The organism is Acidiluteibacter sp. (assembly GCF_055129545.1).
The window spans coordinates 461,200-483,443 of record NZ_JBSRUB010000013.1; the positions used below are offsets into that span (position 1 = coordinate 461,200).

19 protein-coding genes are annotated in these 22,244 nt (G+C 37.0%); 6 read left to right on the plus strand and 13 right to left on the minus strand.

What is annotated here, in order from left to right:
• The first annotated feature begins 21 nt into the window (after window positions 1–21).
• Entirely contained in the window at window positions 22–2,040 is a 2,019-nt protein-coding gene (gene ligA / locus ACTB0X_RS08050) for an NAD-dependent DNA ligase LigA (RefSeq protein WP_463024485.1), read from the plus strand.
• On the opposite strand, the gene ACTB0X_RS08055 is transcribed toward ligA, so the two are convergent.
• The gene (locus ACTB0X_RS08055) at window positions 2,037–3,938 is read right to left on the minus strand and encodes a RecQ family ATP-dependent DNA helicase (RefSeq protein WP_463024486.1); all 1,902 of its coding nucleotides are present in this window, start codon (window positions 3,936–3,938) and stop codon (window positions 2,037–2,039) included. The two genes, ligA and ACTB0X_RS08055, sit on opposite strands and share 4 nt — an antisense overlap.
• A gap of 68 nt (window positions 3,939–4,006) precedes the next feature.
• Between ACTB0X_RS08055 and ACTB0X_RS08060 the strand changes: the two genes are divergently transcribed.
• On the plus strand, window positions 4,007–4,765 hold the full coding sequence (locus ACTB0X_RS08060; protein ID WP_463024487.1) for a DUF4412 domain-containing protein: 759 nt from the start codon (window positions 4,007–4,009) through the stop codon (window positions 4,763–4,765).
• Window positions 4,766–4,823: 58 nt separating this feature from the next.
• On the opposite strand, the gene ACTB0X_RS08065 is transcribed toward ACTB0X_RS08060, so the two are convergent.
• The 5 genes from ACTB0X_RS08065 to gldF form a co-directional block, all read right to left on the minus strand.
• Window positions 4,824–5,747, minus strand: a complete 924-nt coding sequence (locus ACTB0X_RS08065) for a M20/M25/M40 family metallo-hydrolase (RefSeq protein WP_463024488.1) — start codon at window positions 5,745–5,747, stop codon at window positions 4,824–4,826.
• A 74-nt stretch (window positions 5,748–5,821) separates the two neighbouring features.
• Window positions 5,822–6,943 carry a DNA polymerase III subunit beta gene (dnaN, locus tag ACTB0X_RS08070; RefSeq protein WP_463024489.1) on the minus strand — a complete coding sequence of 374 codons (1,122 nt, stop codon included), beginning with the start codon at window positions 6,941–6,943 and terminating at the stop codon, window positions 5,822–5,824.
• Between the two features lie 72 nt (window positions 6,944–7,015).
• Entirely contained in the window at window positions 7,016–8,050 is a 1,035-nt protein-coding gene (locus tag ACTB0X_RS08075; RefSeq protein ID WP_463024490.1) for a hypothetical protein, read from the minus strand.
• A 5-nt stretch (window positions 8,051–8,055) separates the two neighbouring features.
• Window positions 8,056–9,816, minus strand: coding sequence for a gliding motility-associated ABC transporter substrate-binding protein GldG (gldG, locus tag ACTB0X_RS08080; protein ID WP_463024491.1), 1,761 nt, complete (start codon window positions 9,814–9,816; stop codon window positions 8,056–8,058).
• A gap of 5 nt (window positions 9,817–9,821) precedes the next feature.
• Window positions 9,822–10,553 carry a gliding motility-associated ABC transporter permease subunit GldF gene (gene gldF, locus ACTB0X_RS08085; RefSeq protein ID WP_463024492.1) on the minus strand — a complete coding sequence of 244 codons (732 nt, stop codon included), beginning with the start codon at window positions 10,551–10,553 and terminating at the stop codon, window positions 9,822–9,824.
• Between the two features lie 159 nt (window positions 10,554–10,712).
• On the opposite strand from gldF, the gene ACTB0X_RS08090 reads away from it, so the two are divergent.
• Genes ACTB0X_RS08090 through ACTB0X_RS08100 form a run of 3 tightly spaced genes read left to right on the plus strand, consistent with a single transcriptional unit; the run spans window position 10,713 to window position 15,599 of the window.
• Complete coding sequence (locus ACTB0X_RS08090; protein ID WP_463024493.1) at window positions 10,713–12,023, plus strand: aspartate kinase; 1,311 nt, start codon at window positions 10,713–10,715, stop codon at window positions 12,021–12,023.
• A gap of 5 nt (window positions 12,024–12,028) precedes the next feature.
• Window positions 12,029–13,189, plus strand: coding sequence for a diaminopimelate decarboxylase (gene lysA / locus ACTB0X_RS08095; protein WP_463024494.1), 1,161 nt, complete (start codon window positions 12,029–12,031; stop codon window positions 13,187–13,189).
• A 7-nt stretch (window positions 13,190–13,196) separates the two neighbouring features.
• The gene (locus ACTB0X_RS08100; RefSeq protein ID WP_463024495.1) at window positions 13,197–15,599 is read left to right on the plus strand and encodes a M1 family metallopeptidase; all 2,403 of its coding nucleotides are present in this window, start codon (window positions 13,197–13,199) and stop codon (window positions 15,597–15,599) included.
• A gap of 175 nt (window positions 15,600–15,774) precedes the next feature.
• Here ACTB0X_RS08100 and ACTB0X_RS08105 read toward each other — a convergent pair whose 3' ends face one another.
• The gene (locus ACTB0X_RS08105) at window positions 15,775–15,978 is read right to left on the minus strand and encodes an RNA-binding S4 domain-containing protein (RefSeq protein WP_463024496.1); all 204 of its coding nucleotides are present in this window, start codon (window positions 15,976–15,978) and stop codon (window positions 15,775–15,777) included.
• 29 nt (window positions 15,979–16,007) lie between these two features.
• Between ACTB0X_RS08105 and ACTB0X_RS08110 the strand changes: the two genes are divergently transcribed.
• The gene (locus ACTB0X_RS08110) at window positions 16,008–16,847 is read left to right on the plus strand and encodes a DUF3108 domain-containing protein (protein ID WP_463024497.1); all 840 of its coding nucleotides are present in this window, start codon (window positions 16,008–16,010) and stop codon (window positions 16,845–16,847) included.
• Between the two features lie 389 nt (window positions 16,848–17,236).
• Here the strand turns inward: ACTB0X_RS08110 and ACTB0X_RS08115 are convergent, their stop codons facing one another.
• The 6 genes from ACTB0X_RS08115 to serC are packed head-to-tail and all read right to left on the minus strand — an operon-like array spanning window position 17,237 to window position 22,109.
• Window positions 17,237–17,506 (minus strand): DUF493 family protein, encoded by a 270-nt coding sequence (locus tag ACTB0X_RS08115; protein ID WP_463024498.1) that lies wholly within the window; start codon window positions 17,504–17,506, stop codon window positions 17,237–17,239.
• 3 nt (window positions 17,507–17,509) lie between these two features.
• The gene (locus tag ACTB0X_RS08120; protein WP_463024499.1) at window positions 17,510–18,049 is read right to left on the minus strand and encodes a HEAT repeat domain-containing protein; all 540 of its coding nucleotides are present in this window, start codon (window positions 18,047–18,049) and stop codon (window positions 17,510–17,512) included.
• Window positions 18,050–18,085: 36 nt separating this feature from the next.
• Complete coding sequence (locus ACTB0X_RS08125) at window positions 18,086–18,757, minus strand: YggS family pyridoxal phosphate-dependent enzyme (protein WP_463024500.1); 672 nt, start codon at window positions 18,755–18,757, stop codon at window positions 18,086–18,088.
• The gene (locus ACTB0X_RS08130) at window positions 18,757–20,004 is read right to left on the minus strand and encodes a DUF1015 domain-containing protein (protein WP_463024501.1); all 1,248 of its coding nucleotides are present in this window, start codon (window positions 20,002–20,004) and stop codon (window positions 18,757–18,759) included. The genes ACTB0X_RS08125 and ACTB0X_RS08130 overlap by 1 nt, the downstream gene beginning before the upstream one ends.
• 41 nt (window positions 20,005–20,045) lie before the next feature.
• On the minus strand, window positions 20,046–21,005 hold the full coding sequence (locus ACTB0X_RS08135; RefSeq protein WP_463024502.1) for a D-2-hydroxyacid dehydrogenase: 960 nt from the start codon (window positions 21,003–21,005) through the stop codon (window positions 20,046–20,048).
• A 30-nt stretch (window positions 21,006–21,035) separates the two neighbouring features.
• A complete protein-coding gene (gene serC / locus ACTB0X_RS08140) occupies window positions 21,036–22,109 on the minus strand; it encodes a 3-phosphoserine/phosphohydroxythreonine transaminase (protein WP_463024503.1) in 1,074 nt (357 codons plus the stop codon).
• Between the last annotated feature and the right edge of the window lie 135 nt (window positions 22,110–22,244).

Consider the following 22,244-nt stretch of genomic DNA (forward strand, 5'->3'; position numbering starts at 1 on the left):
GAGGTTTCAAATTTACTTTTCATGCAAGCAACAGAAGCACAAGATCGAATTTCGGAATTGACCAAGGAACTTCATCAACACAACTATAACTATTATCAATTAGATCGCCCAACGGTAAGCGATTACGACTTTGATCTATTGTTGAAAGAGCTACAAGAGTTGGAAGAAAAATTTCCAGAATTGGCCGACCCACATTCCCCAACAAAGCGTGTAGGTGGTGAGGTTACCAAGAAATTTGAAACAGTTGTGCACAAATATCCGATGCTTTCATTGGGAAATAGCTACAATCGGGAGGACTTAACCGACTTTGACGAACGAGTACAGAAGTTAGCAGGTAGAGAGGTGGAATACGTTTGTGAGTTGAAATACGATGGTGTGGCCATTGGAATTACTTATGTCAATGGAAAATTACAGCGTGCGGTTACTCGAGGAGATGGAAGTAAAGGCGATGACATAACGGCGAATGTGAAAACGATTCGAAGTATTCCCTTGACTTTGCAGGGTGAAAATTATCCTGCTGATTTCGAGATTCGTGGAGAGATTTTTTATCCTCTTTCCGTATTCCAACGTATTAATGAAGAGCGAGAAGAGGCAGGAGAAGCCACTTTGGCTAATCCGAGAAATGCAGCATCTGGAACATTAAAAATGCAAGATTCGAGTGTGGTAGCTCAACGAACTTTAGACAGTTACCTATATTATGTGTTAGGGGAAAATCTACCGATGGAGACCCATTTCGATAGTTTAAACAAGGCGAGAGAGTGGGGTTTTAAAGCTCCACCAAAGGAAAAAAACATGATTGCAAAATGCAATTCCATTGATGAGATTTTTGAATTTATAGATTATTGGGAGGAACATCGCCATGAATTGGATTTTGAAATTGATGGTATTGTGATCAAGGTAAACGATTATCATTTGCAAGAGGAATTGGGCTATACCGCTAAAAATCCACGATGGGCGATTGCCTATAAATACAAAACTGCACAAGCTCGAACCATTTTGGAAGAGATTACTTACCAAGTGGGGAGAACAGGAGCAATAACACCTGTGGCTAATTTGTCGCCAGTTCTATTGGCTGGAACGACGGTGAAGAGGGCTTCTTTGCATAATGCTGACCAAATTGAAAAGCTAGATGTGCGGGAAGGTGATACCGTATTGGTTGAAAAAGGAGGAGAAATCATTCCAAAAATTGTAGGCGTGGATCTGACCAAAAGACCTGCGGATAGTCAACCAAATCAATACATTTCGGAATGTCCAGAATGTGGGAGCGAACTGAGAAGAATAGAAGGAGAAGCGCAGCATTACTGTCCGAATGAGTGGGCGTGTCCGCCTCAGATAAAGGGGAAAATGGCGCATTTTATTTCTCGAAAAGCCATGGATATTGATGGATTAGGAGAGGAGACGATTCAGCAATTGTATGAAGCTGGACTGATTAATAATATCAGTGATATCTATGATTTAACTGTCGAGCAATTATTGCCGTTGGAACGAATGGCTGAGAAGTCGGCGAATAATTTAGTAGATGGCGTAGAAGCATCTAAAAAAATCCTTTTCGAGCGTGTTTTGTTTGCCATTGGGATTCGTTTTGTTGGAGAAACTGTGGCTAAAAAATTAGCGAAAGCACTGAAAAATATTGAGACGATTCAGCAAGCGACTGCTGAAGAGCTAGTGGCTGTAGATGAAATTGGAGATAAGATTGCCGAAAGTGTGATACATTTTTTCTCGGAGGAAAAAAATAGAGAATTGATTCAGAAATTAAAAGATAAAGGGCTTCAGTTTGAAATAGTAGAAGTAGCATCCACTCAAGCTTCCAACAAACTCGAAGGTCAAACTTTTGTGGTGTCAGGTGTGTTTGAAAAATTCTCAAGAGACGATTTAAAGCAAGCCATCGAAGACAATGGTGGAAAGAATGTGGGTTCTATTTCGGCCAAGACAAACTACTTGATTGCTGGCGACAAAATGGGCCCGGCAAAAAAGGAAAAGGCCGAAAAGCTGGGAGTAAATATTATTTCAGAGGATGACTTTATTGAGATGATTGGTTAGGATTTTTTTAAAACTCCCTTTTCATCCACATCCAACTCATCATTATCAATTAAATATTGAGCGATGTTAATCACATCATCTTTTTTGTATCGTCTAATTTTATCTGCTAAATCTGTTAAAGTAGATTCCCCAGCCTGAGCTATTTTGAATATCTCAGCAGTAATTTCTTTGGTTTGAAGTTCGCTCAGTTCCAGTTTGTTTTGCTCCAAACAAACATCACAGATGCCACATCGGTGTTTGTTCTTTTCACCAAAATAATTCAATAAAAATTGAGAACGGCAAGTGGTTTCTGAGTTGACGTAGTCTATCACCGCCTTCATTTTTTTGAAGGCATTTTCTTTTAGGGCGCTATAATTTTCTTTGGAGATTCGCAATGCTGCTTGCTCCAATCGGGGCATGGCCAATGTTAATTGTGGTAAACTGCTTTGCTCCACATAATCGATCACTTCCAATTGGTGCATTTTTTTTAATAAATCAACGACTTTCTTGGAACTCGTTTTGAGCTTTTTCGAAATATCAAACTCATTGATTTTAACGTAGCCATCAAATAAGCCTTCGAAGTTTCTCAATAACATTCTCACAAATCCATCATAGTTTATATTGGACACTTGAAATTGATACAAATCATCTTTAGAGAGGGTAATCATAATTTGAGAAGGAGAATGAAATCCTTCAGAAAGGATAAGGTAACCTTCTTTTTCCAAAAACTTTAAAGCACTAAAGGCATCAATCGGACTAAAATTAAAGCGATGACTAAATTCGATGATGTCAAAATGAACGGACATTCCTTCACCAGAGCCCGTTGGGATTTGCAGGTAATTCGCTAATGCTTGATAGCAGTTTTTTATAAACGGAATCTCTGGGTAATTTTGTGTGATCCTTTTCTTGAGTTCATCTGTCATTGCAGGTTTCGTCAACAATACGGCATAAGCTTTTTTCTCATCTCTCCCGCCTCGTCCTGCTTCTTGAAAATAAGCTTCGAGAGTTTGAGGCAAATCCAAATGCACTACAAATCGAACATCTGGTTTGTCGATTCCCATCCCAAAAGCGTTGGTCGCAACAATTACTCTGGTTTCGTTTTTCATCCATTGCTCTTGTTTTTTACTGCGCTCAAGGTGTGTTAATCCTGCGTGATAATAATCGGCAGAATAACCATTTCGTTGCAGGTATTGGGCAATCACTTGTGTGCGTTTTCTACTGTTGACATAAACTATTCCAGTTCCTTTAACCCCTTGTAGAATCTTCTGCAATCGACCATACTGATCTTCTTCTTGCTGAATAATATAAGCTACATTTTTTCGCTCAAAACTCTTTTGAATCAAGTGATTCTTTTTGAATTTCAATTGCTTTTGAATGTCTTCTACTACTTCAGGAGTCGCAGTTGCCGTTAATGCCAATACAGGAACATCAGGTAAGAGCGTTCTTAGGTTTGCAATTTTTAAATAAGAGGGACGAAAATCATAACCCCATTGGGAAATACAATGCGCCTCGTCTACTGCTATTAAATTGACTTTCATTTTTTTTACTCGCTCTTGGAAAAGCTCTGTTTCTAATCGTTCAGGAGACACGTATAAAAATTTATAATCTCCATACACCATATTGTCCAGTGCAATGTCAATTTCTCGTTTGCGCATTCCCGAGGTCAATGAAATTGCTTTAATTCCCCTACTGTTCAAATTTTCCACTTGATCTTTCATCAAGGCAATCAATGGAGAAACAACAATACAAAGCCCTTCTTTGGCGAGCGCTGGTACCTGGAAACAAATTGACTTTCCACCACCTGTTGGCAACAATGCCAAGGTATCTTTTCCATCTATAGCGGCCTGAATAATATCCTCCTGCTTTTCTCGGAAGCTACTATATCCCCAAAATTTAAGAAGAATTTGATGAATGGTCATGGCTAAAAGTTATTGTATATAAAACTAAAGTTTTAATTTAGAAGTCTCAAATCTTAAAACGCACTGATATGAAAAAAATAATGGGTCTATTTTTCGCAAGTTTGTTGTCGCTGTTGAGTATTGGTCAGAATGAAATGACTGAAGCTCAGTTAAAAGCTATGATGGGCAGTATGATGGGAGATGTAAAATATAAAGATGTTTATGTTTTTACTAAATCCATTGTTTATGCTACTTCAGAAATAACGTCTACTGGAGCCAAAAAGAACACCGGTAAGATGGAAATGTTATTCTCCGACAATGGGGAGGAATTCGGTATAGTAATGCTGGAAGAAAATGGGAAACCTGCCAAAGAAAAAATGTCAATTTTGATGGATGTGAAAGGAGAGGCCATGATCACTCTAATGGAAGACAAGTCAGGTGATCGATCAGGTGTAGCAATGAAGTTGCCAAAGGATGGCGTAAATATGATGGGAGTAGAAACGTCTAGTAAAGAAAGTGGGTCAATTACTAAGACTTCTCAAACCAAGGTTATTCAAGGATATTCGTGTACAAAATACGTCGGTAAATCAGAGGGGACGAGTTCGGAGTTTTGGGTAGCCAATGATTTGAAAATGAATTTTACCGATGTCTTCCACCAGTTATTTAAAGCCAGAAATACTGGATTTGATCAGATGCCAGAGGGTGCTATTATGGAAGCGACTTCAACAGACGAGGACGGAAATAAAAGTAAGTTAGAGGTGGTAGAAGTAAACCCTAAGAAAACAACTAAGTTTTCTCCTAAAGAATACAATGTGATGTCGATGAGTGAAATGATGATGGGAGAGTAAATAATATCCGAAATGAAAACAAAACGCCGTTCAAGATCTTGAACGGCGTTTTGTTTTATTATAATTTCTCCATCAGCACACTGTACAATTCATGCATGGCTTTTATGTCTGCTTTATGCACTTTTTCGTCTGGACTGTGCACACCGTCCTCTGGTGCTCCAACAAAACACCAATCTATTGGATAGGATGAGCGCTGTAGCGCATTGCCATCACTTCCTCCTGCACTTTCTACTTCCAACTGAAATGGGATGTCTGTTTTTCTAGCGATTTCTAAAATTCGATTTAAATATTTTTTTCTTGGCAAACCTGAGTCTCGCAATGAAATGGCGACTCCTGCTCCATGCTTCACACCTTCTGTAACCCATGTAATATCAGAAATCAGCGCTTGGCGAATTTGGTATTTTTCGAATAAATACTTACCCAAATAACCGACACTGCCACCACCAGTTTCTTCCCAACAACTAAATGCGATGGCTCCATTTTCTAATGTTTCTGCTACTTTTAACGCATTCCAAACGCCTAGTCGGTTATCGAGGTAACAAGTTTCGATAAAATCATCTGACTCTCTAAAATAGCATTTAAAAGTCAAGTTGGTGCCTCTGTCGATCGTTCTTTCAAAATCACAACGAATTGTTTTTTCGTCCTTCGTTTCTTCGATGATTAACTTCGTCTCTATCTCCCCTTGACTGTCGCTACCGACCAATATTGTATCTGCAATTATTCGTGGTCCACCTATTTTTATCAATTCATTGTCATAACCAACGGTAAAACCAATAGAATCTATGTGAGCATATATGGCCGTTCTAGGTTTTCCAAATACTAGAATGAGGCAATCCTGAAAATCGTCACCTTGAATGATGGTTGGTTGCACTTTCCAGTTAGACTGATTTTTATTGATGTAATTCAATAGAAACTCTTTCATTGGAGATTCATCGCCTGAGGCTGCTCTCACCGAGCACATTTCTTGAAGTAGTGTTTTCATTTTGATCAAATAAAAAAGTCCCGAACTTTGAGTGTGATCTCAGAACGGGACTTATGTGTGTAATAAATTATATTTTAGTTGTTCAGCATTACCGGCATCACCAACATTAATACATCTTCGTTTTCGTCTTCTTTTTCAACTGGGGTTAAAATACCTGCTCTATTTGGTGCAGACATTGCCAAGTTTACTTGCTCAGAACGCATGTTGTTTAACATCTCCATTAAAAAACGTGAGTTAAAACCAATTTCCATGTCTTCTCCGTCATACTGACAAGTCAATCGCTCAGTTGCAGAGTTTGCAAAATCAACATCTTCCGCTGAAATAGTCAACTCACTACCAGTTACTTTTAATCTTACTTGGTGAGTCGTTTTGCTTGAGAAAATAGAAACTCGTTTGATTGCATTCAAAAATGATGTGCGCTCAACCGTTAATTTGTTTGGATTTTCTTTTGGGATAACAGCTTCGTAGTTTGGATATTTACCATCGATCAATCGACAAGTCAATTGTGTGCTAGCGAAAGAAAACAATGCATTTGTGTCGTTGTATTCAACAGAAACTTCGTCACTTACCGTACCCAATACATTTTTCAATAAGTTCAATGATTTTTTAGGCATAATGAACGAAGCACTTTTATCGCTAACAGCATCCGTTCTTGAGTATTTTACCAATTTATGAGCATCGGTTGCAACGAAAATGCTTCCTTCTTTAGATAGTTGAAAAAATACACCTGACATCACAGGTCTCAATTCGTCGTTACCTGAAGCAAAAATTGTTTTTTCTATTGCGCTCGCCAACATAAACGCTTCTAATTTCATCACTGAAGGAGCTTCAATAGAAGGCGTTTTAGGAAACTCTATTGCATCTTGTCCAGTTAAATTGTACCGACCGAAGTCAGAACTAATTTCAATCGCAAACGTTTTTTCGTTGATAGAAAAAGTTAATGGTTGCTCTGGAAAAGCTTTTAAAGTATCTAAAAGTAATTTCGCAGGTATTGCGATAAGCCCGCTGTCTTTAGCCTCTACTTTTAATTTAGTAGTCATAGTTGTCTCAAGATCAGAAGCTGAAATGGTGATTTCGTTTTCGTTAATCTCAAACAAAAAGTTATCTAAAATAGGCAATGAGTTATTGCTATTCAAAACTCCTGAAATAATCTGAAGTTGTTTTAGCAATGCCGAACTGGAAACAATAAATTTCATGTAAATAAATTATAGTGATTGACTTGATACAAATTTATAGGTTTCGGTAAAATTGACCTCGAAAACTTACAATTACTTATCAACAGCCAAGCTGTCTCTGGTGTCAAACGGTTTTAAGATTTGGTCGAATAAATAATTTTGAATTACTAATGCACGATCTTTATTTATAGAGCTTTGGGCATACATGCGTTCATTGTGATGTTCTAATTTTCTGCCTTCTAAGTCTTTTGCAGTTTCTAGAACTGGCATCCAAAATGCTTTTAAGGTTTGAGTTTCCCCGTTTAGACGCTCCAATGTCAATACGTATTGAGGAGTTGAGCTAAAAATAGAATCTGAAACTTCTTTCTCAGTTTTCACATCTTCGTATTCATAAGCAAGTGAAGAAGCCCTTCTAAAATAAGGAATGGCAATTTCAGGCGACAGTTTAGTTATTGCACCATTTGTTAGATCGGTATATCTAAATTGGTTATTACCTAAATTCTCAAATTTATATTCTGGGTGCTCTTTTGAAGGGCTTTCAATGGTGATAGATTTGATTTCTTGGGCTGGCATTTGCAAAGCAATTGGATTTTTCCAAAGAGATTCCTTGGTGAAAAATCGACTAGATAAATACCCATAATTGCTCGGTAAGTGTGTTACCATAGGACGACTAGACTTTTTACCATCTTTCTCTAAAAGCATATAGGTGCCCATGTTACTCTCGGTGGCCATTCCTACATACCAAGTTTTGTGTGGTTTGTCTCCTGATTCTTTGGTGTAAATATCAACTTTAACAGCTGAAGTACTTAAGAATTTAACAACCGCTGACATTTCTAAATCAGAAACTGGATTCAATACCTCTATTTGATTGAATGTTTTAAGTATTAGTTGGATGGCATCAGGCCGAGCAATTAAGTTGCCATTAACGGTCCAATTATTTTTTTCTCGAACTAGCGTTGCAGATTCATTTAAGCTGGTGATCTTAAATTTCACAACATTTGCCGTATCTTTTATTGCAAAGTCAGTGTATTCTTCACCTATTGTTGCCTTTTTATCATTTGTTGAGATATAAAAAGCGATACCGCCTAAAATTACAACGGCGCTTAAAAGTAATAGTGTTCTTTTCATACTATCTAGTTATTGGTATATTTCCTTTTTCTAATCAAGAAAATAACTCCTCCCATCAGAAGGATGATGAATATTGGACCTGCAATATTTATTGCTTGCCACAGAAAACGGTCTCCTTTAATTTTCTCTTTATCCAATAATCGGATGGAGAGTGTTTTTGAATTGGTTAGCATTAATCCTGAATCATCCACCAAGTAATTGACACAGTTTAATATAAAGTCTTTATTTGCAAAAAGTTTTTTGGTAAATCGATCATAACCAAGAGCGTAGTATTCTTTGGTGCTTTCTTTAACGTAGTTCTCAATCATGTCTCCATCAGAAATAACGATCATTTTATTGGGATCGCTTTTTTCCTTGTATTTCATCAATTCATTGCTTGCTATTCTTGAAGTTAAACGATTTTTGAATACTGATTCAAACTCACCTTCTAATAAAACTGCTGCAGGTACATTTCGCTGATTGTATTGAGCTTTTTGAGGTTCAAATTTCACCATATCCAAACTCACTCTTGTTGGAGCCATTACTACCTTAGTGTAGGGTGAAGTTTCCAGTAAAACGGTTTTCTTAATCTCTGGATTTCCAACCAAGTCAATTGAGCTAACGAATTGTCCTCGAATTGCATCTAAACCTTTCGTGATTGGATGGTTGTTTTGTTGCAAGAACATTGGGAAGAAATTCCAAGGAAAAAGGTCTGTTTTGGTTTGATTTCCAATCATCCCTGTTACGATTGGGATGGGTGCTGATTGTATGTCTTGTATTAAATCTTTATTGAGTCTAACTCCGTATTTAAAGAGTTGATCATCTAAATTTAAATTATTCCCCAAAGCCATGAAAACATGATTGTTCTTACTGCTTAAGCTATCCATTTCGGCTTTTACTTGATCGATGATCCACAACACTTTTCCTCCATGCATAATGTGCTGGTCAATTAAGTATTTGTCTTTTTCAGAGAATGCGGTATCAGGTTTCGCGATGATTAACAATTCATAGGTATTCATCATGTAAATGCTATTGGTGTCCGATCCAAATCGATTACTCAACGCTTTTACATTTCCATTTAAGTTTACCCTCGATACATCATAATAATCCTCTAAAGTAGCTGTGATATCAGCAGTATGGAACTTGTCCAACTCTCCATGGCCTTCAATAAATGCAATGTTTGGTTTTTGGACAGAGATTATTTTCTTAATTGCAGCTGCTATTTCATACTCTAAAGCTTCGATAGATTGATTCAGCATGACTTCAGGTGCTGCACCTGTGGAACTTTTTAGTAATTGCAACGGAGTTTCTTTTCCTCGATAGGAAACCAATGCACCAGGCCAAATCAGTTTATTTGAAATTCCACTTTCTTCCTTTATTTCTAAATCCGTTGGACGTAATCCAACTTCATATAGCAGTTTATAGATTTTGTCTCGTTCTTTTTCGTCTGGATTTTCTGATGGATTAATGAATTCATATTCTATTTTTCCGTCAGAATAGGCTCTAAACTCATCCAGCATTTCTTTGGTTTCATCTCTCAAACGTTTGAAACCTGCAGGAAAATCTCCCTCTAAATAAACTTTGAAATAGACGATATCCTCCAATTCTTTAGCCAACTGTTTGGATGGGGCAGAGATTGAATATCTTTTTTCAGAAGTTAAATCGAATCGGTAGAAAAAATAAGACCCGATATAACTGAAAAGACCTATTATGACTATCCAAATCAATAAATTGATGAGGTCAGTTGCTTTGTTGCTTTTAGTTTTATTTGACGTTTTTTTAGACATATTGGTTACCATTTACGACTAGATAAAACAGTTTTAGTAAGTACGATGAATAATGCAATCAACCCTAAAAAGTAAATGGCATCTCTCGTGTCAATCACTCCTCTACTCATGGAGTTGTAATGCTCGTTGATTCCTAATTTTAAGATAAATAAATCTACGCTTCCCAATAATGCTAAGGAACTTATAAAATCAAATCCTATGAAAATAAAGAAACACAAGAAAATAGCAATAATGAAGGATACAATTTGATTTTCAGTGATAGAGGATGAAAAAATACCAATGGAAACGAATCCAGAAGCCAAGAAGATTAACCCCAGATATGAACCCCACATGGCACCTAAATCAATATTTCCAGAAGGACTTCCTAAATAATATACGCTAGCAAAATAAACCAAGGTTGGCACCAGCGCTATAACCACTAAAATAACTCCCGCTAAATATTTCGCGATAATTATTTGAACATCAGTTAATGGACGAGTTAATAAAAACTCTATTGTTCCAGCTTTTTTCTCGTCTGAAAACGAGCGCATGGTAATGGCCGGAATTAAAAACATAAAAACCCAAGGAGCTACAGTAAACAAGGTGTCGATGCTAGCATAACCGCTGTCCAATACATTACTGTTTCCTGGAAAAATCCACATCATTAATCCAATCGTCGTCAAGAAAACCAAGATGACAATGTAACCAATAAGCGAACCTAAAAAACTTTGTATCTCTTTCTTTAATAGGCTTATCATATAAAAAAGGGGATTTCAATCTGATTAAAGGCATCAAAAATAACTATTTTAAAAATTCTCATGCGTTAAAGAACCTTAATAATAGTGAACCGCTGCCTGCCTAAAATGAATACTTTTTCTTTTGAGAACATTATCTTTGCCGATTCAATAAAAAAAGGAATGAAAATACTAAAATTTGGAGGTACCTCAGTTGGTTCTGCTGAGCGAATGAAAATGGTGGCTGATTTGGTTAGTCAATCTGATAAGAAGATAGTTGTGTTGTCTGCCATGAGTGGTACAACCAATAGTTTAGTGGAGTTTGCCAATTATTTGCATCAAAAAAATAATGAAGTGGCCAATGATTTATTGTTGGGACTAAAGGCAAAATATATAACAACCGTTGACGAACTTTTTTCAACTCCAGATTATAAACAGAAGGGTGAAGAGTTGATTACTTCTCATTTTAATTATTTGAAGCAATTTACATTGGATTCGTTCACCATTTTTGAGGAGAAGGCAGTCTTGGCACAAGGCGAATTGATTTCCACTGCTTTGTTTCATTTGTATTTACAAGAAACAGGAGTAAAATCTGCATTACTGCCTGCCCTTAACTTTATGAGAATTGATAAGGAAGAGGAGCCAGATAATTATTACATCAAAGAGAATTTACAACGTGAGTTAAATCAATATGAAGAGGTAATCTGTTTTGTAACCCAGGGTTTTATTTGCCGAAATGCCTATGGCGAAATTGATAACTTGAAACGTGGAGGAAGTGACTACACGGCATCGATTATTGGTGTTGCAGCCAACGCAGATGAAGTTCAAATTTGGACGGATATTGATGGAATGCACAATAATGATCCTCGAGTAGTAGATAAAACTCGACCGATAGAACATTTATCTTTTGAGGAAGCGGCAGAGTTGGCCTATTTCGGAGCTAAGATTTTACACCCTTCAAGTATCCGACCAGCTAAAGAGGCCAATATTCCGGTGCGATTAAAAAGTACGATGCAGCCTGAAAATAGAGGAACGTTGATTTCTTCGGAAGCTAAAGGGACAGGGATAAAGGCAGTGGCGGCCAAAGATGGCATTACTGCGATTAATATTAAGTCTGGCAGAATGCTATTGGCATATGGATTTTTAAGAAAGGTGTTCGAGATTTTTGAGAGTTATAAAACGCCGATTGATATGATTACCACTTCTGAAGTCGCGGTTTCAGTAACTATTGATGATACGAAAAACCTCGATAAAATTATTGCAGAATTGAATCATTACGGAACCGTAGAGGTGGACGAAGACCAAAGCATAATCTGTATTGTTGGGGATTTTACGAGCCCTAAAACTGGTATTGCACATACTGTTTTTGAAGCTTTGAAGGAAATTCCAATTCGAATGATTTCCTATGGTGGAAGCAATCACAATATTTCTATTTTGGTGAATAAAAGTGAAACTAAAAATGCGCTGCAAGCATTGAATAATCATTTATTTTAATGGAGATGACGCAATTTAAAGTCGAACAATTTGAGGCCTTTGAGACCCCGTTCTTTTATTACAATGAAGCATTGTTGTTGGAAACGTTGAGGGTTTTAAAAAATGAATCAGACAAACACCATTTTCATGTGCATTACGCCATGAAAGCAAATGCGAACAACCGAATTTTGGAGCATGTAAAGCAAGCCGGTTTAGGCGCCGATTGTGTCAGTGGGAATGAAGTTTTAAAAGCAGTAGAAATTGGTTTTGAATCCAACCATATTGCGTTTGCTGGAGTAGGAAAAAGCGATAAGGAAATCAATATTGGGTTGGATCACGATATTTTTAGCTTCAATTGCGAGTCACTGCAGGAGCTGCTTGTGATCAATGAATTGGCAGAGAAGCGCAATAAAATTGCAAGAGTAGCATTGCGAATTAATCCTAATGTGAATGCAAAAACGCACCATTACATTACCACTGGATTGGAAGAGAATAAATTTGGAATCAATCCTTGGGAATTTGAAGAGGTACTAGAAGTACTTGCAAAATGCAATCATTTAAAGTTAGTGGGTTTGCACTTTCACATCGGATCTCAAATCACCGATTTAGATGTGTTCAAGAGTTTATGCCTTCGTGTGAACGAAATTCAAGAATGGTTCATTAGTAATCAGATTTTAGTGGAGCACATTAATGTTGGAGGCGGATTTGGAATCGATTATGAAAACGTAGACGAAAATTCCATTCCTGATTTTGCGGCCTTTTTTCAGCTTTTTGCTGATTTCTTGGAAGTAAAGCCAAATCAGCAAGTGCATTTTGAATTGGGCAGAGCAGTTGTGGCGCAGTGTGGTTCCTTGATTTCAAGGGTGCTTTACATTAAAAATGGTCAGAAAACCAATTTTGCTATCTTAGATGCCGGAATGACGGAGTTGATTCGACCAGCATTGTATCAATCGTATCATAAAATTGAAAACATTAGCCAACATGGGATGGAGTATTCTGAAAAGTATGATGTGGTTGGACCAATCTGTGAATCTTCTGACTGCTTTGGCAAAGCAGTAGTGATGCCAATGACCAAACGAAATAATTTGATTGCCATTCGAAGCGCTGGAGCTTATGGTGAGGTGATGAGTTCGGCTTACAATTTAAGAGACAAAGCAATTGCTGTTTACAGCAGCGACTTAAACTAATAAAATGATGAGAAAATTCCTTTTAACACTTTCGACTGCACTATTAATTTCTACTGCTTTTGCACAAGAAGTGGTACGGACATTTTTAGAAGATGAAAACCGAGTGCCGCGTGAACGTTTTGTAGACATGCAGCACTTGAAGCTGGAAATCAGCTTTGAGCCAGAAAAGGGATTGGTAAAAGGGAAGGTAGAACATCAATTTACAGTGCTTCAAAAATCCGTAGATCACATTGAATTGGATGCCATTAATATGGAGATTAAATCTATAAAAATGGGCGAAAAGGAGCTAAAATACGACTACAACGATAAAATTATTTCGATTCAATTTCAATCTCCTTTGGTTTGGAAATCAAATCATACAATCAGTATAACTTATGAAGCGACTCCAAGAAAAGGGTTATACTTTGTAGGTTGGAACGATCCAAATAATTTGAGCAAAAAACAAATTTGGTCGCAAGGGCAAGGAATTGATAATCGCTATTGGATTCCAATGTTTGACGACATGACGGACAAAGTAATCAGCGAAATGGTGGTAACCATGCCGGAGCAATACCAAGTGCTTTCTAATGGAAAATTGAAGAAAAGTAAAGGTCTAAAAGGTGGACTTAGGTTGTGGAATTATGAAATTTTTCATCCGCATGCACCTTATCTAATCATGCTTGGAATCGGAGAGTATGAAATCGAAAAACGAAAAGCAGCTTCTGGCGTTGAGATGAGTTTGTATTATTACAAAGGAGAGCAAAATAAAGTAGAGCCAACTTATCGTCACAGTGTGGCCATGTTTGACTTTTTTGAAGAAAAATTTGGCGTAGCTTATCCATGGGAAACGTATGCGCAGATTCCTGTTCAGGAGTTTATGTATGGCGCCATGGAAAATACAACAGCGACTATTTTTGGTGATTTTTACTTGGTAGATAGCAGTGAGTTTTTAGATCGAAATTACATTCGTGTGAATGCGCATGAGTTGGCGCATCAATGGTTTGGAGACATGGTGACTGCTCGAACGACCACACATGCTTGGTTACAAGAAAGCTTTGCAACTCATTTTGATATGACGTATCAAGGGGTCGCTTTCGGAAAGGATTATTTTGATTTTGTAAGAAGAGGTTATATCGAGCAAGCATTGAGCGCATCAGAAAAAGATCTGAAACCGATTGCACACTCTCAAGCAGGAACTGTTCGCCATTATCCGAAAGGAGCATTGGTGCTGTATATGCTGAAGAATGTAGTCGGAGAAGATCAGTTTTTTAGTACCATTCAATATTACTTGAAGAAGCACGCCTATGGCACAGTGGACACCGAAGATTTCTTGATTGCTTTTCAGGAAAATTTAGGATTATCGTTGGACTGGTTTTGGGAAGAGTGGGTGCTGAAAGGTGGCGAGCCACATTACAAAGTCAATTTTGAAGAATTGGAAAATGAATACCGTTTTGAAGTAAAACAAATTCAAGAGCGAAATGAATTGGTGGGATTGTTTAAAATGCCTATTCAATTTGAAGTTCACTTTAAGGACGGTTCAAAGACTGTAAAAACAGAGTGGATCGAAAATGAAAGCCATTCAGTTTCATTGCCAAAAGAAGCAGGTAAAGCAGTCGACTATGTTTTGTTTGATCCGAATAATGAAATCATCAAAGCAGTCACTTTTAATAAGCCGCACGAGCAGTTGAAAGCGCAAGCAGCAAAAGCACCAAATGCAGTTGATCGGTACGAGGCATTGTTGCAATTAAGAGGAGTTTTATCACCCTCTGAAATCGCCGCGATGTTTGGGAAGGAAACGTCAACTGATGTGAAATCTGAGTTAGTGATTCATGCCATGATGGATTTGTCTGCGAAAGAGAATTATGAAACTTTTTCGAACGCGTTTAAATCGGATGATGTAGAAATTCATAAAACCATTTTAAACAACACCATTATTATTGATGAAGCGAGAGAGCCATTGTATGTTACCTTATTGACTAGTCCTTCGAATGTGGTGGCAGAAAAAGCGTTGGATTTATTGTCTTTTTACCGGCCAATGGATGTTTCCAACTATTTAGAATTAACGAAAGATAGAATAGGAAATAGAAGTAAGAATGTCCGAATAAAATGGTTGGAGTGGAGCTATTTGACCACTGGAAATGAAGCGCATTTAGGTGAATTAGTAAGCTATTTGTCCAACTCTTATGAGTTTCTTACGCGAACCAATGCAGCGGCTGCTTTGGAGCGATTGAATACCATCAATGAAGAAGGTATTGGATATATATTGGAAGGACTTTTTAGTGCAAACTCACGCTTGAGAGGACCTTTAAATGGAACAATCAAACATTTTTACGAACAGACCATGTATCAATTAATGATACGGAATGCGATTTTGAAAAAAGATTGGACAGAGAAGGAGTTGAATACGTTGAAAAAGTTTTTGGTGCATTAAACCAATTAAGTTTTTAAATCCTCCAATGAGGGACAAGTTGCAGTATATAATGTGAAGTTGATTTTTTTAAAAACGCATTTTTGGTAAATGCCGACCTGCTAACAAACGAGCGGATTAGAGTTTATGCAGATCGAAGTCGAAGCATAATACGTGACATTTGGTAGCTTAATCGGTATTAAAGAATAGTGATGGTCTCTCCATCCACCTCAATTTTATCGCCTGGTCTAACTTTTAGTCTTTTGCGGAAATCAACTGCTCCATTGTATTTAACTTCACCTTCTTCAACGATTGCTTTGGCATGACCACCTGTTTCAGCAATCCCTAAAACTTTTAGGAGTTTTATGAGTTCTATATATTCGGTGGTGATTTTAAATTCCATGGATTTATTGTTGTTTATTTTGTAAAACTATGCAAACTTTAAAAGTTGGTTTCTTTTCTATTCTAATCTTCTGTAGTATTTTTTTGATGGGGCAATCCAATCAATCAGATTGTAGGAACAAAACCAACGTATTCACTTATGGGGAAAAGGCAGAATATACCATTTATTACAATTGGGGCGCCATGTGGGTTTCTGCTGGCAATGTTACTTTTAGAGTAGATTCCACTTCTGTAAATTCCAAACCCTATTATAAAATTTCAGGTGTCGGACAATCTTTTAAAAAGTACGATTGGTTGTATAAAGTGCGCGATAACTATGAAGTGATTGCTGAGGTTGCTCCATTTCGACCCATTCGTTTTAAACGAGAGGTGAAAGAAGGAAGTAATGAAATTTATGAAGATTATGTCTTCAATCATAAAACTGGTAAAGTAATTACACTAAGAAAACCGGATAAAAAATCTGAATTAGAAAAGGATACAGTCAATTTTTCAAAATGTGCATTTGATGTGTTGAGTATGATTTATCATGCTAGAAATTTAGATTATAGCAAGCTGAAAGTAAACGATGTGATTCCGATTACTATCTTCTTGGACAATGAAGAACATTCGTCTTACATTCGATTTTTAGGACGTGAAGAATTAGAAGTGAAGGGAATGGGAGTATTTAAAACGATAAAATTTAAACCGCTATTAATCGAAGGCACCATTTTTAATGCTGGCGAAGACATGACCGTTTGGGTGACCGATGATGACGATAAAATCCCCTTATTGATTGATACTCCCATTTTAGTTGGCTCTATTAAAGCAAGAATCAATTCTATTGAAGGACGGAATATTCAATTAAAGTCAAAGATTCGGGATTTGGAGTGAGTTTTTAATTCAATGAGTCAATGATTGAATTAGTGAATAAGTCAATTTGACAATAGTTTAGGAATAATTAATTTTAGTAGACTAGAATGTTTTTAAGTTATTAGCATAGCTATTGTCCAAACCTTTGTCATCCAGAGCTTTTTGTCGAAGGGTAGGCAAAGGAAATGCAATAGTTTAATTTATTTGTCTTAGGCTTCACTTCGACGTGGCTCAGTATAAACTTTGTGAAGCTCAGCCAGACAAATAAATAGGAAATTTAGCCAGTAGCTAACTATCTGATTGTTAGTATCTAATAGTTTACTAACTCTCCGAGAGTTTGCTACAGCAATAACTTTATCGAGAGTTTATAATTTGAATATAAGGTAAATGCAAAAAAAAATCACATCGTTTTACAACGACATGATTCCTTCAATTCCATCTAATTTTTGATACCGTTTGATGACTTCATCAGGGCTAAGCATCAATTCCTTTACAGTAATGCTCGTGAATTTTCCTCCTGATGACTGACGTACATTTATGATCGCTTCACTGCCAAATTCTTTTTCTACCAAGGCAATTTTTTGATTATCACTAGGCACTATAAATTTAAACATGTATACGCTTGGCCAGTTAAACTCTTTTTCAAGTTTGTCTTTTAAGTTATCGTATTTTTTATCCATATTTTACTCCTCTGTAGCAAGTTGCTCCACAACTTCCAACATGCTTTTCAATAATTCTTTTTTCTCTTTTTGCTTCTCCCTATCTATTCCTTCAGAAAGGATAGTTGCACAATGCTGAACTTCTGCAACTGTAAATACAGTGTCAAAATTCTCAATTACGGTCAATGCTTCTAAGCAAATCATATAATCGCCTTTTACCGCTTTGGTTACAAACAAGGTTAAGTGTTCTGAACCATCCAGTGAAGACTGCCAAAAGGCTGAAATTAAGAAATTGTGGAAGTGTTTCAACCGCTGGTTGTTGAGTCCGTCTATTAAATACGGAACTGCGTCCTCGCTTTGCAAATCAAACAACAGTTGAATGATTCCTGCTTCTATGTCCGGATTGTCAGTCTCAGCAAGTAATTCTAATACAGTGGGTAAGATTTCTGCTTCACCATCTGTTCTAATTCCGTCTAGTGCTTCTATGACGGTGTGTTCACTATTAGAAAGCAATTGAGTTTTTAAAAGCTCTAACTTTTTGCTCTCTGATTTTTCTTCTTTCATGATTGTTTTTAGTTAACGAATAGCCGTTACGCTTATTTAATTGATATAATTTCTATTGCCAAATATAGCACTTCCAATCCGTACCATGTTCGATCCGCAAGAAATTGCTAAAGAATAATCTCCGCTCATTCCCATGGAAACCACTTTGAACCCATTGTCGGTGCTAAAATATTGTTGTTTTATTTGATTGAAAAAATGGTTCAACGAAAGAAATTCTTTTTTTATTGTTTCCTGATTTTCTGTGTTGGTGGCCATTCCCATTAGTCCTATAATTTTAATGTTGGTTAATTCAGAAGCCTCGTTCTCCAAAATTTGGATCACTTCGGAGTCATCCAACCCAAACTTGCTTTCTTCTTTGGCGATGTAGACTTGTAACAAACAGTTAATCACCCGTTCGTTTTTTTTCGCTTCTTTATTGATTTCTTTCAATAACCGAAGACTGTCAACCGAATGAATTAATGAGACATAAGGCGCAATGTATTTCACCTTGTTGCGCTGCAGATGACCGATCATGTGCCACTCAATGTCTTTTGGCAAAGCCTCGTATTTAGAAGTCATTTCCTGAGCTTTGTTCTCACCAAAGATTCGTTGTCCGGCTTCATATGCTTCTAAAATGTCCTCGTTTGGCTTTGTTTTAGAAACTGCTACCAATGTGACATCAGGGCCAACTTTCTCTTTATAGGAAGATAAATTCTCTGCTACGCTCATTATTTACTATTTTCTATGCTATAAACAGTTAAACCGCTTCTTAGTTTAGGTTCTATCCAAGTACTTTTTGGCGGCATAATTTGATCTGCATCAGCTACAGCCTTTAGTTGCTCTATAGTAACAGGATAGTGTGCAAAAGCCACTCTCGCTCGCTTTTGATCAACTTCCTGTTGCAATCTGCCCAAGCCTTCTAAGCCACCCATAAACAATACTCGAGGGTCTGTTTTTAAGTCTGTGATTCCTAGGATTGGTTCCAGAATGTTTTTAGAAAGAATAGAAACATCTAAAACATCTACTGGATGCGATTCGTTGAAACTTCCATTTTTTGGCTCCAAGCAATACCATTCTCCATCGATGTACATGCTAATTTCATGCACTTGCTTCGGTTGGTAATGATCGCACCCTTTTTCGGATACCTTGAATTGTTTGCTGATTGCTTCGATCAGCGATTCTTTTGAATGGGTTCCAATATTTGTAACTAATCGATTGAATTCGTATATCTTTAAATTGCTTTCAGGAATAAATATTCCCATAAAGTAATCTGTCGGAGAGGGTTTTCCTTTATTTTCTGTTGCTTTTTCCTTTCCTAAAAGGGCAGAGGAAGCTGATCGGTGATGGCCGTCGGCAATATAAACGGCTGGTAAGTGATCGAATGCTGCTTGTATTTCGGCTACTTCTTGCTCATTGTCAATTACCCAAAAGGTATGACGCACTCGATTAGTGGTTGTAAAATCATACTCTGGCGAATGCGCCAATTTCTGCTCTGAGATTTCATCAATCTTTGGCTCATTTGGATACGTAAAGCACACCGGCTCGGCATTGATCTCTACAAAATCCAAGTAATTTTTAAAAAGCTTTTCACGTTTCGTTATCGTTGCTTCATGCTTTTTAATCACATTGTTGTAATAGTCCGCAACACTTGCGCACGCTATAATTCCAATATACGGATGTCCATTCTTGATTTGACGATACAGGTAGTAAGCTGGTTTTTCGTCCTGCTTAATAATTTCCTCTTCTACAAATTGATCGAAACGAGTTTTTACCAATTTAAAACGAGCAGCGGTATTTGCTTTTGTGCCCGCTTTTAAAGTGTGTTCAGGATTGATAACGTGTAAAAAAGTAAAAGGATTTTCATCCAATTTATTTTTTAAATCACCTTTTTTGTAGGTTACGTATGAACGTGATGCTACTAAATGAACTTTGTCGCGTACTGGTCGAAAGGCGCGAAAAGGAATTACTTCTGCCAATTGTTAACGGGTATAAAATATAAAAATAAGGGAACTAGTATTTAAACTAGTTCCGCTTTTTTAGCCATGATTAATTCTGCCAATTCAGTTCCAATTCTGTCTTGAGCTTCCACTGTAGCAGCTCCTATGTGAGGGCTTAGTGAAATTTTATTGTGGTGCAATAAATCAACATTAGGTTTTGGTTCGTTTTCAAAAACGTCTAAACAAGCGTGCGCCAATTTTCCATTATCTAAGGCTTCGATCAATGCAGTTTCATCAACCACACCACCTCTTGCAGCGTTTACTAAAATCGCTCCATTTTTCATCATTTCGAATTGAGCTTTTCCTATGATTGGTTCTGCCAATGCAGGAGTATGCATGCTGATGAAATCGCTGTTTTTCAATACTTCATCCATAGTTGAAGGAGCAACCGCAACCGAAACTGTTCCGTGTCCTTCTATAATGATACTCACATTAGTGGATTCCATTCCTGGAGCAGAAGCCATTACTTTCATTCCACAACCCAATGCGTATGAAGCTACTGCTTGTCCAATTCGTCCAAAACCAATGATCCCCATTGTTTTGCCTCTTAATTCGATGCCTTTCGCATACGCTTTTTTCAAGCCTTTGAAATTTTCAGCACCTTCAGTTGGCATTGCTCGGTTAGAAGCATCTAAAAAACGAACTGCACCAAATAAATGAGCCATTACTAATTCAGCTACACTCTGACTTGAAGAAGCAGGTGTATTGAATACATAAATGCCTTTACTTTCTGCATAAGCTACATCAATGTTATCCATTCCAACACCACCGCGTCCAATCATTTTTAGTTTTGGACAACTGTCGATTACTTCTTTTCGAACTGTGGTTGCACTTCTAACCAAAACTACCTCATAGTTCTCATTGTTGATTGCATCAATCAATTGGTCTTGAGGAACCGTTTCAGTCACTACTGTATAACCGTAATCTTCTAATAATTTTTTGCCTGATGGAGCAATACCATCGTTTGCTAAAATTTTCATTTTTTTTGTTTTGGGTGTCTATTTATTATATTAACCGTTACTTTTTTCGAATGCTTGCATTACATCCACCAATGCTTGCACACTGTCTAGTGGCAAAGCGTTGTACATCGATGCTCTATAACCACCTGCCGAACGGTGACCTTTAATTCCACTGATGTTTGCAGCTTTCCAAGCCGCATCAAAAGCTTCACTTTTAGATTCGTCCACCAATACAAATGTTGCATTCATGTTTGAACGATCTTCTTTTTCTACGATTCCTTTGAATAATGGATTTCTATCAATTTCAGTGTATAACAACTCTGCTTTCTGATTGTTGATTCCTTCAATCCATTTTACACCACCGTTCTTTTTTAACCACTGTAGGTTAAGCATAGAAACATAGATTGGATATACTGGAGGAGTATTGAACATTGATTCTTTGTCGATATGAATTTGTAAATCCAACATAGAAGGTAGATCTCTTCCTGTTTTGCCTAACAATTCATCTTTTACAATATATAATGTAGTTCCTGCAGGTCCCATGTTCTTTTGCGCTCCTGCGTAGATCATATCGAAATTAGTCACATCAATTTCCTTGCTGAAAATGTCAGATGACATGTCGCAAATTAGAGGAATATTGGATTGAGGGACACTTTTAAATTGTGTGCCATATATTGTATTGTTTGACGTGTAGTGTAAAAAGTCTGCATCACCAGGAACTTCAAACGATTTAGGTACAAAGTTGTAATTTTTGTCTTTGCTCGATGCAATCACATCTACTGCACCTAATTTTTTTGCTTCTTTGATGGCTTTAGCACTCCATACACCAGTGTCGATGTATGCGCCTTTACCGTCTTTTTTCATCACGTTTATGGCTGACATGTAAAAACCTAAACTCGCACCGCCTTGTAAAAATAAAACGCTGTAACCACTGGGCACATTTAAAAGTTCTTTAACTAGCTCAACTGCATTATCCATTACTTCAATAAAATCCTTACTTCTATGAGAAATCTCAAGAATTGAAAGATTGAGGTTATTGAAATTGATTACAGCCTCAGATGCTTGTTTTATAACTTCTTGTGGCAGGATGCAAGGGCCTGCACTATAATTGTGAACTTTAGTCATTATGAGTTGTTTTTATATTTCCTTCAAAATTGCAAATTATTTTGCACAAAGCGAATTAGAAAAGCCATTTAAGGATTAAATAATTATAAAATTTAGTTCAAATGAGTGCTATTTTTGGAAATAAACAAGAAAGCC

Excerpts from the sequence above, each read along its gene's own strand:
- ligA (WP_463024485.1), top strand. The coding sequence starts at position 22 with ATGCAAGCAACAGAAGCACAAGATCGAATTTCGGAATTGACCAAGGAA.
- ACTB0X_RS08055 (WP_463024486.1), bottom strand. The coding sequence starts at position 3,938 with ATGACCATTCATCAAATTCTTCTTAAATTTTGGGGATATAGTAGCTTC.
- ACTB0X_RS08060 (WP_463024487.1), top strand. The coding sequence starts at position 4,007 with ATGAAAAAAATAATGGGTCTATTTTTCGCAAGTTTGTTGTCGCTGTTG.
- ACTB0X_RS08065 (WP_463024488.1), bottom strand. The coding sequence starts at position 5,747 with ATGAAAACACTACTTCAAGAAATGTGCTCGGTGAGAGCAGCCTCAGGC.
- dnaN (WP_463024489.1), bottom strand. The coding sequence starts at position 6,943 with ATGAAATTTATTGTTTCCAGTTCGGCATTGCTAAAACAACTTCAGATT.
- ACTB0X_RS08075 (WP_463024490.1), bottom strand. The coding sequence starts at position 8,050 with ATGAAAAGAACACTATTACTTTTAAGCGCCGTTGTAATTTTAGGCGGT.
- gldG (WP_463024491.1), bottom strand. The coding sequence starts at position 9,816 with ATGTCTAAAAAAACGTCAAATAAAACTAAAAGCAACAAAGCAACTGAC.
- gldF (WP_463024492.1), bottom strand. The coding sequence starts at position 10,553 with ATGATAAGCCTATTAAAGAAAGAGATACAAAGTTTTTTAGGTTCGCTT.
- ACTB0X_RS08090 (WP_463024493.1), top strand. The coding sequence starts at position 10,713 with ATGAAAATACTAAAATTTGGAGGTACCTCAGTTGGTTCTGCTGAGCGA.
- lysA (WP_463024494.1), top strand. The coding sequence starts at position 12,029 with ATGACGCAATTTAAAGTCGAACAATTTGAGGCCTTTGAGACCCCGTTC.
- ACTB0X_RS08100 (WP_463024495.1), top strand. The coding sequence starts at position 13,197 with ATGAGAAAATTCCTTTTAACACTTTCGACTGCACTATTAATTTCTACT.
- ACTB0X_RS08105 (WP_463024496.1), bottom strand. The coding sequence starts at position 15,978 with ATGGAATTTAAAATCACCACCGAATATATAGAACTCATAAAACTCCTA.
- ACTB0X_RS08110 (WP_463024497.1), top strand. The coding sequence starts at position 16,008 with ATGCAAACTTTAAAAGTTGGTTTCTTTTCTATTCTAATCTTCTGTAGT.
- ACTB0X_RS08115 (WP_463024498.1), bottom strand. The coding sequence starts at position 17,506 with ATGGATAAAAAATACGATAACTTAAAAGACAAACTTGAAAAAGAGTTT.
- ACTB0X_RS08120 (WP_463024499.1), bottom strand. The coding sequence starts at position 18,049 with ATGAAAGAAGAAAAATCAGAGAGCAAAAAGTTAGAGCTTTTAAAAACT.
- ACTB0X_RS08125 (WP_463024500.1), bottom strand. The coding sequence starts at position 18,757 with ATGAGCGTAGCAGAGAATTTATCTTCCTATAAAGAGAAAGTTGGCCCT.
- ACTB0X_RS08135 (WP_463024502.1), bottom strand. The coding sequence starts at position 21,005 with ATGAAAATTTTAGCAAACGATGGTATTGCTCCATCAGGCAAAAAATTA.
- serC (WP_463024503.1), bottom strand. The coding sequence starts at position 22,109 with ATGACTAAAGTTCACAATTATAGTGCAGGCCCTTGCATCCTGCCACAA.